The following is a 5,342-nucleotide window of genomic DNA, read 5'->3' as shown; positions in this document are numbered from 1 at the left end:
ACGCCCGACTTCTGGAGGAGACAGCATGAGCACTACCCGAGGCACGGTAACAGGTTCACGGGTGAGCCGGCTTACTTCCACCACATCATCAACGCCGCCAAAACGCTGATGGAGGAACTCGGTCTTACAGTTAACGACTTTGATTACGCCGTCTTCCACCAGCCCAACGTCAAGTTCCCACTCACCGTTGCCAAAATCCTTGGAATTCCGAAGGAGAAGGTTCTCCCAGGATTGCTCACGGGGATAATCGGAAACACATACAGCGGTGCAACCATGGTCGGTGTCTCCGCGGTTCTGGACATAGCGAAGCCTGGCGACAGGATTCTGTGGGTTTCCTTCGGTTCCGGAGCGGGAAGTGACGCCTTCAGCGTTGTCGTTCAGGACGCCATCGAGGAAAAGCGGGATCTCGCGCCAAAGGTCAGGGACTACGTGGAGAGGAAGAAGTACATAGACTACGCCCTATACGCGAAGGCAAGGAAAAAGTACATAATGTGAGGTGGTGGATATGAGAAAGGCTGTGATAATCGGCGCTGGTATGACTCCCGTGGGCGAGCACTGGAAGCTCTCCCTCCGCGACTTGGCAGTTGAAGCACTGCTCAACGCGATGGACGACGCTGGAATTGACAAGGTTGACTCTCTCTACGTTGGGAACATGATTTCGGGTTCCTTCGTCGAGCAGGAAAACCTCGGGGCCCTCATAGCGGACTGGGCCGGCCTCGGAAACATTCCCGCCGTCAAGGTCGAGGCTGCCTGTGCCTCGGGTGGAGCTGCCGTTCAGGAGGGTGTCAAGGCCGTCCTCAGCGGGCTGGAGGACGTTGTTGCCGTGGTGGGCGTTGAAAAGATGACAGATGCCTGGCCGAGCGATGCGACCCGCTACTTAGCTTACGCGGCCGATGCCGAGTGGGAGCTCTTTCACGGGGCGAGCTTTGTCGCTCTAAACGCACTCATAATGAGGCACTATATGAATACCTACGGCTACACCGAGGAGGATCTCGCTTTGTTCGCGGTTAACGCCCACGCCAACGGTGCCAAAAGCCCCTACGCAATGTTTAAGAGGCCGATAAAGGTTGAAACCGTCCTTAAGAGCCCCTATATTGCTGACCCGCTCAAGCTCTTTGATGCCTCACCGGTCTGCGACGGAGCGGCGGCGGTAATAATCACCACCCCTGAGAAGGCAAAGGAGCTCGGCGTTCCAAGGGAGAAGTGGGTTGAAATAGCTGGGATGGGAAGGGCAACGGACACAATAAACCTCGCTAACAGAGAAGACCTGCTCACGCTTAAAGCGGCGAAGATTGCCGCTGAGGGGGCTTACAGGATGGCTGGAGTAACTCCAAAGGAGGTGGACTTCTTCGAGGTTCACGACGCCTTCACAGTAATGGCGGCTCTGAGCCTTGAAGCCCTCGGCGTTGCAAGGAAGGGGGAGGGAGCCAAGCTGGCCAGGGAAGGACAGATAGCGATAGATGGAGACTACCCGATACAGACCATGGGTGGATTGAAGAGCAGGGGGCACCCTGTTGGAGCTACCGGCGTTTATCAGACTGTCGAAGCGGTTCTGCAACTCCGCGGTGAGGCCCCGGAGGGGATACAGGTGCAGAATGCCGAGATCGGCCTGACCCAGAACATAGGTGGAACGGGTTCGAACATAACGGTCAACATCTTAAGGAGGGTTTGAAGATGGCCCGCCCAATGCAGGTTTCCCGCTACTGGAGGCACTTTCGTGAGAAGTATCGCCTCATAGGTGGAAAGTGCGAAAACGGCCACGTTTTCTTCCCCTACCGCCAGGTCTGCCCCGTCTGTGGTTCGAGAAACGTTGAGGAATATGAGTTCAGCGGAAAGGGAAAGGTTCTGAGCTGGACGATAGTGAGGAATCCGCCGAGCGGGTTCGAGTATTACAAGCCCTACCCCCTGGCTCTGATCCAGCTTGAGGAGGGGCCGGTCGTCCTGGCACAGCTCACCGATGTTGACATAGAGGAAATCCACGAGGGCATGGAAGTCGAGGCCGTAACCAGGAAGGCCAGGGAGTTCGAGGAGGACGGCATAATCCTCTACGCCTACAAGTTCAGGCCCGTTTTGAAGTGAGGCACAAGCCTTATCTGCTTTTTCTTCCAATATTTAATGGTAAGATAATGAAGGCTGTTGAGATTAAAGTTCCCCTTCGGCGATGAAGAGCTTGGAAAGATACTGAAAGGAAAGAAAAAACAGGAAGTATGGTCAAAACTGTTTGGAGTAGCCAAAAGCGCCCCGGAGTTTAAAGAGGAATACAGGGTGGATGCGAGAGTATGATATCTATCCCAGACACATCGCCCCTTGTTGAACTGATTCGGGGTAGTGACGCTGGAAAAGTTGTTGAAGAAATCGCTCGTATTAATCCCGACTCTTGTCTTAGCGGAGTTAAGGAGTTTCCTTGAGCGGAACAGTCTCGACGTTTCCATCGTGGATACAACAGCCGAGAACGGGTTTGTTATCCCACTGGAGAGAGAAATTGCAATAAACGCTGGGTCACTCCACGCGAGGGCCAGGGAGAAAAACAAGAACGTCTCCCTAACAGACTGTATAACCGTTGAAACCGCGAAAAAATGCAACGCGTAGTCCTGACGATGGATCACCACTTCAAACTCCTAGGAAACGCGATTATACTGGAACGCTGAAATGCCAAAGATGAGAAGGCAGGAAAGCCGGGAAGATCAGGCCTTCTCTATCTTCATCCTGTCCCCGCTCTCGAACTCCATTTCGAGCTTTCCGCGCTCCATCTTGACCCTAACCCCATCGACGATGGTCTCTATCCTCCCGTCTTTGACTTCCACTCCAAGCATCCCCGCTATCTCCTCAACGCTCTTCAGGGAACCATTTATCGTCGTTTCAAGCGCTTCACTACCACTCTCAACCGTGACCTTAAGCTTTCCTTTCCCCTCTCTTATGAAGCTCTCCTCTTTCATGTCCTTCACCTTCTCGGGTGTCGCGGGCTGTATGCACGGCATATAATCACCTACCCTCTACTGTTCCCGGTTCTTTATCAGGTTTTTCCTTCACCATTCGAACCCAAATTCCGTGCTTCCCAACGGCCTTGAAGCCGTATTCCTGGTAAAAGCGCTTTGCTACCTCGTTCTTTTCTCCCGCCCAGAGCTCTATCTTGTCAGTGTGCTTCTCTAGGTATTCTAGGCACCTCTTCATGAGCTTATGACCTATCCCGTGACCCTGGAGCTCCTTGTCCACTGCAAACTCGTGTATGGCCCCGACCTTCCTGTCCTCGTACTTGCTGTACCAGTCGCTGTCGCAGACTATGAAGCCCACTATCTCGTCCCCAATCTTTGCGACGAAAAAGCCCTCCCTGGCTTTGCTCCAACACCATCTCAGGTAGCGCTTCGCGTAGCTTTCCCCCTCCCCGCCGTATTCGCGCATTCCCTCATAAGCGCTCATGTATATCTCTATCAGCCTTTCAAGGGTCTCCTGGTCGAGCTTTTCCAGCTTCTCTATCCTGACTTCCCTCATCGTGCTAGAGTCCATCGAGGGGTTTAAAAAGCCTAACTCCAAGCCTCTGGTGGGACGAGAAGGTGATGGGAATGGGAAAGGCCAAGCCTAAGTACTGCGAGATATGCGGTGCGCCCATCAGGGGGCCCGGCCACAGGATAAGGATAGAAGGGACGGAACTGCTCGTCTGCGACCGCTGTTACGAGAAATATGGAAAGAAGAAACCGGGAACCTTCAGCATAATGCCGACGGGGAGACAGCCTAGAAGGTCAGCGAGACCAGTCCCCAGGCCGAAGAGAGAGCTTAAGCCAAAGCGGGAGAGGCCTCTCTACACCGAGGAGATAGTGGAGGACTTCGCAGAGAGGGTCTACAGGGCCATACAAAGGAGCGGGAAGAGCTACGAGGAGCTCTCACACGAGGTCGGTCTTTCCGTCAACGACCTCCGCGCGATAGCACACGGCTACCGCGAGCCCACAATAAAGGAGGCCAGGAAGCTTGAGAGGTACTTCAAAATTAAACTCATCGAGCGCGTTGAGGAAGAGGTAAAGGAGAAAAAGGTCATCCCGAGGGACTACGAGCCGACTCTCGGGGATATAGCCAACATCCGGGTTAAGAAGCGGAAGAAGTAAAAAGATTTCTTGATCAACTTTTATTGGTGAGACTATGGGGAGATCGTGATAAGTGTGCCCAATAGTCTCGAGAAGGTCATTCAGCGGAAGATATCCATACTCCTAGAGCGGGAGGGTAAAAAAAGGTGTTAAAAGGCGAATCCTAGAAAAGTACTTGGAAAAATTTCAGGGCATCATAAATGAGGGGAAGTGGTACCTTCAATGATTGAGGTCTTCGTCGATTCTTCAGTCTTGATTGAGGGACTGAAAGGAACTCAGAAGCCGTTGGAATCCTACACCTGCTGGCGGAAAATATTAACAATTTCATATCCTCCCAACGGATGAAGGACTATAGAGCTCTCATATCGTCTGATGAGGGCACACAACCTCCTGCCAAACGATGCTATTGTAGTCGCATCGTGCAATATAAACGAGATTAAGACGCTGGCCACACTGGATGGAGATTTGAAGAGCGCGGCTTTGAAAGAGGGATTTAAAACTCCTCTAACTCCCACACTCCATCTGTCTTTTTCTCCCTTTCCTTCCTCAGTTCCTCTGCCTTTGTCCTCTTTGGCGGGTAAAACCCGCGGAGCTTCTCGAAGGTTCCCCAGAGGCGCATCAGTTCCTCCCAGACCTCGGTATCGGAGGGTATAACTAAAACATGGGCCGGCGGGTGGATGTCCGTCAGCCTTCCTATCGCCTTCTTCGGTGAAAGGTCTATCTGGGCCACCACATGGGCTTTAAATTTCTTCCTCGGCTTCTCACTGCTTATCTTTTCGAACGCCCACTCTGAAAGTGCCGGCGGGATTATCCTCGGGTCACCCAGAATCCTCATGCCACCGTATCTCACGAGGTCGGCCAGAGCCACGCTCGCCTTGTGGAAGTTGTCGGCCCTTACGAGCACTATCGTGTTTCTCATAATCTCACCACCACCTCCTCTGTGGGCGGGTTTTTAAACGTTCGGAGACCTGCGAGGAAAACCTGTTAAGTGGAGAGGGGTCGAGGTTATAAGGGGCGCCTCAGCGACGAGGAGATGGGGAGGCTTTGGTGATGTTCCTCAGCTGGGATTCCACGGGGGTCTTGCCGGGGCCGAGAAGGTTCCCGTCGGGTCTGCCTCTAGTGGTCTATCCCTCCCTTATAGGCATAAAGCTTTAAAAAGGAATCCAGTCTATTTATAAAGGGTTTTTAAACCCACCATTCGGAGGTGTAAACCTTGGTGGACATGAGCAATGTAAAGCTCAGGATAGAAAACATCGTCGCTTCTGT

Annotated in this window: 9 protein-coding genes; 6 read left to right on the top strand and 3 right to left on the bottom strand. The window is 52.9% G+C overall.

Annotated elements, in window-relative coordinates:
• The 5 genes from MVD07_RS08235 to MVD07_RS08215 all read left to right on the top strand — a co-directional run.
• A partial coding sequence (locus MVD07_RS08235; RefSeq protein WP_297500695.1) for a hydroxymethylglutaryl-CoA synthase occupies nucleotides 1–495 on the top strand: 495 nt, incomplete at its 5' end.
• Nucleotides 496–505: 10 nt separating this feature from the next.
• Nucleotides 506–1,672 (top strand): thiolase domain-containing protein, encoded by a 1,167-nt coding sequence (locus MVD07_RS08230; protein WP_297500701.1) that lies wholly within the window; start codon nucleotides 506–508, stop codon nucleotides 1,670–1,672.
• Between the two features lie 2 nt (nucleotides 1,673–1,674).
• Entirely contained in the window at nucleotides 1,675–2,079 is a 405-nt protein-coding gene (locus MVD07_RS08225) for a Zn-ribbon domain-containing OB-fold protein (RefSeq protein WP_297500692.1), read from the top strand.
• A gap of 57 nt (nucleotides 2,080–2,136) precedes the next feature.
• A complete protein-coding gene (locus tag MVD07_RS08220) occupies nucleotides 2,137–2,283 on the top strand; it encodes a hypothetical protein (RefSeq protein ID WP_297500690.1) in 147 nt (48 codons plus the stop codon).
• Between the two features lie 45 nt (nucleotides 2,284–2,328).
• Entirely contained in the window at nucleotides 2,329–2,589 is a 261-nt protein-coding gene (locus MVD07_RS08215) for a PIN domain-containing protein (RefSeq protein ID WP_297500687.1), read from the top strand.
• 95 nt (nucleotides 2,590–2,684) lie between these two features.
• Here the strand turns inward: MVD07_RS08215 and MVD07_RS08210 are convergent, their stop codons facing one another.
• A complete protein-coding gene (locus tag MVD07_RS08210; protein ID WP_297500684.1) occupies nucleotides 2,685–2,978 on the bottom strand; it encodes a hypothetical protein in 294 nt (97 codons plus the stop codon).
• A gap of 4 nt (nucleotides 2,979–2,982) precedes the next feature.
• On the bottom strand, nucleotides 2,983–3,489 hold the full coding sequence (locus tag MVD07_RS08205) for a GNAT family N-acetyltransferase (protein ID WP_297500682.1): 507 nt from the start codon (nucleotides 3,487–3,489) through the stop codon (nucleotides 2,983–2,985).
• A 71-nt stretch (nucleotides 3,490–3,560) separates the two neighbouring features.
• On the opposite strand from MVD07_RS08205, the gene MVD07_RS08200 reads away from it, so the two are divergent.
• Nucleotides 3,561–4,097: a multiprotein bridging factor aMBF1 gene (locus tag MVD07_RS08200; protein WP_297500698.1), complete on the top strand. Its 537-nt coding sequence runs from the start codon at nucleotides 3,561–3,563 to the stop codon at nucleotides 4,095–4,097.
• Between the two features lie 472 nt (nucleotides 4,098–4,569).
• Here MVD07_RS08200 and MVD07_RS08195 read toward each other — a convergent pair whose 3' ends face one another.
• A complete protein-coding gene (locus MVD07_RS08195; protein WP_297500679.1) occupies nucleotides 4,570–4,995 on the bottom strand; it encodes a DUF356 domain-containing protein in 426 nt (141 codons plus the stop codon).
• Nucleotides 4,996–5,342 lie beyond the last annotated feature (347 nt).

The organism is Thermococcus sp., from assembly GCF_027008145.1.
In the GTDB taxonomy this organism is placed as follows: domain Archaea; phylum Methanobacteriota_B; class Thermococci; order Thermococcales; family Thermococcaceae; genus Thermococcus.
The sequence above is the reverse complement of the archived record's forward strand: the minus strand, read 5'-3'. Positions and strand labels throughout refer to the sequence as shown.

What these genes read in the sequence shown, in the direction of transcription:
- MVD07_RS08230 (WP_297500701.1), top strand. Translation starts at nt 506, where the DNA reads ATGAGAAAGGCTGTGATAATCGGCGCTGGTATGACTCCCGTGGGCGAG.
- MVD07_RS08225 (WP_297500692.1), top strand. Translation starts at nt 1,675, where the DNA reads ATGGCCCGCCCAATGCAGGTTTCCCGCTACTGGAGGCACTTTCGTGAG.
- MVD07_RS08210 (WP_297500684.1), bottom strand. Translation starts at nt 2,978, where the DNA reads ATGCCGTGCATACAGCCCGCGACACCCGAGAAGGTGAAGGACATGAAA.
- MVD07_RS08205 (WP_297500682.1), bottom strand. Translation starts at nt 3,489, where the DNA reads ATGAGGGAAGTCAGGATAGAGAAGCTGGAAAAGCTCGACCAGGAGACC.
- MVD07_RS08200 (WP_297500698.1), top strand. Translation starts at nt 3,561, where the DNA reads ATGGGAAAGGCCAAGCCTAAGTACTGCGAGATATGCGGTGCGCCCATC.
- MVD07_RS08195 (WP_297500679.1), bottom strand. Translation starts at nt 4,995, where the DNA reads ATGAGAAACACGATAGTGCTCGTAAGGGCCGACAACTTCCACAAGGCG.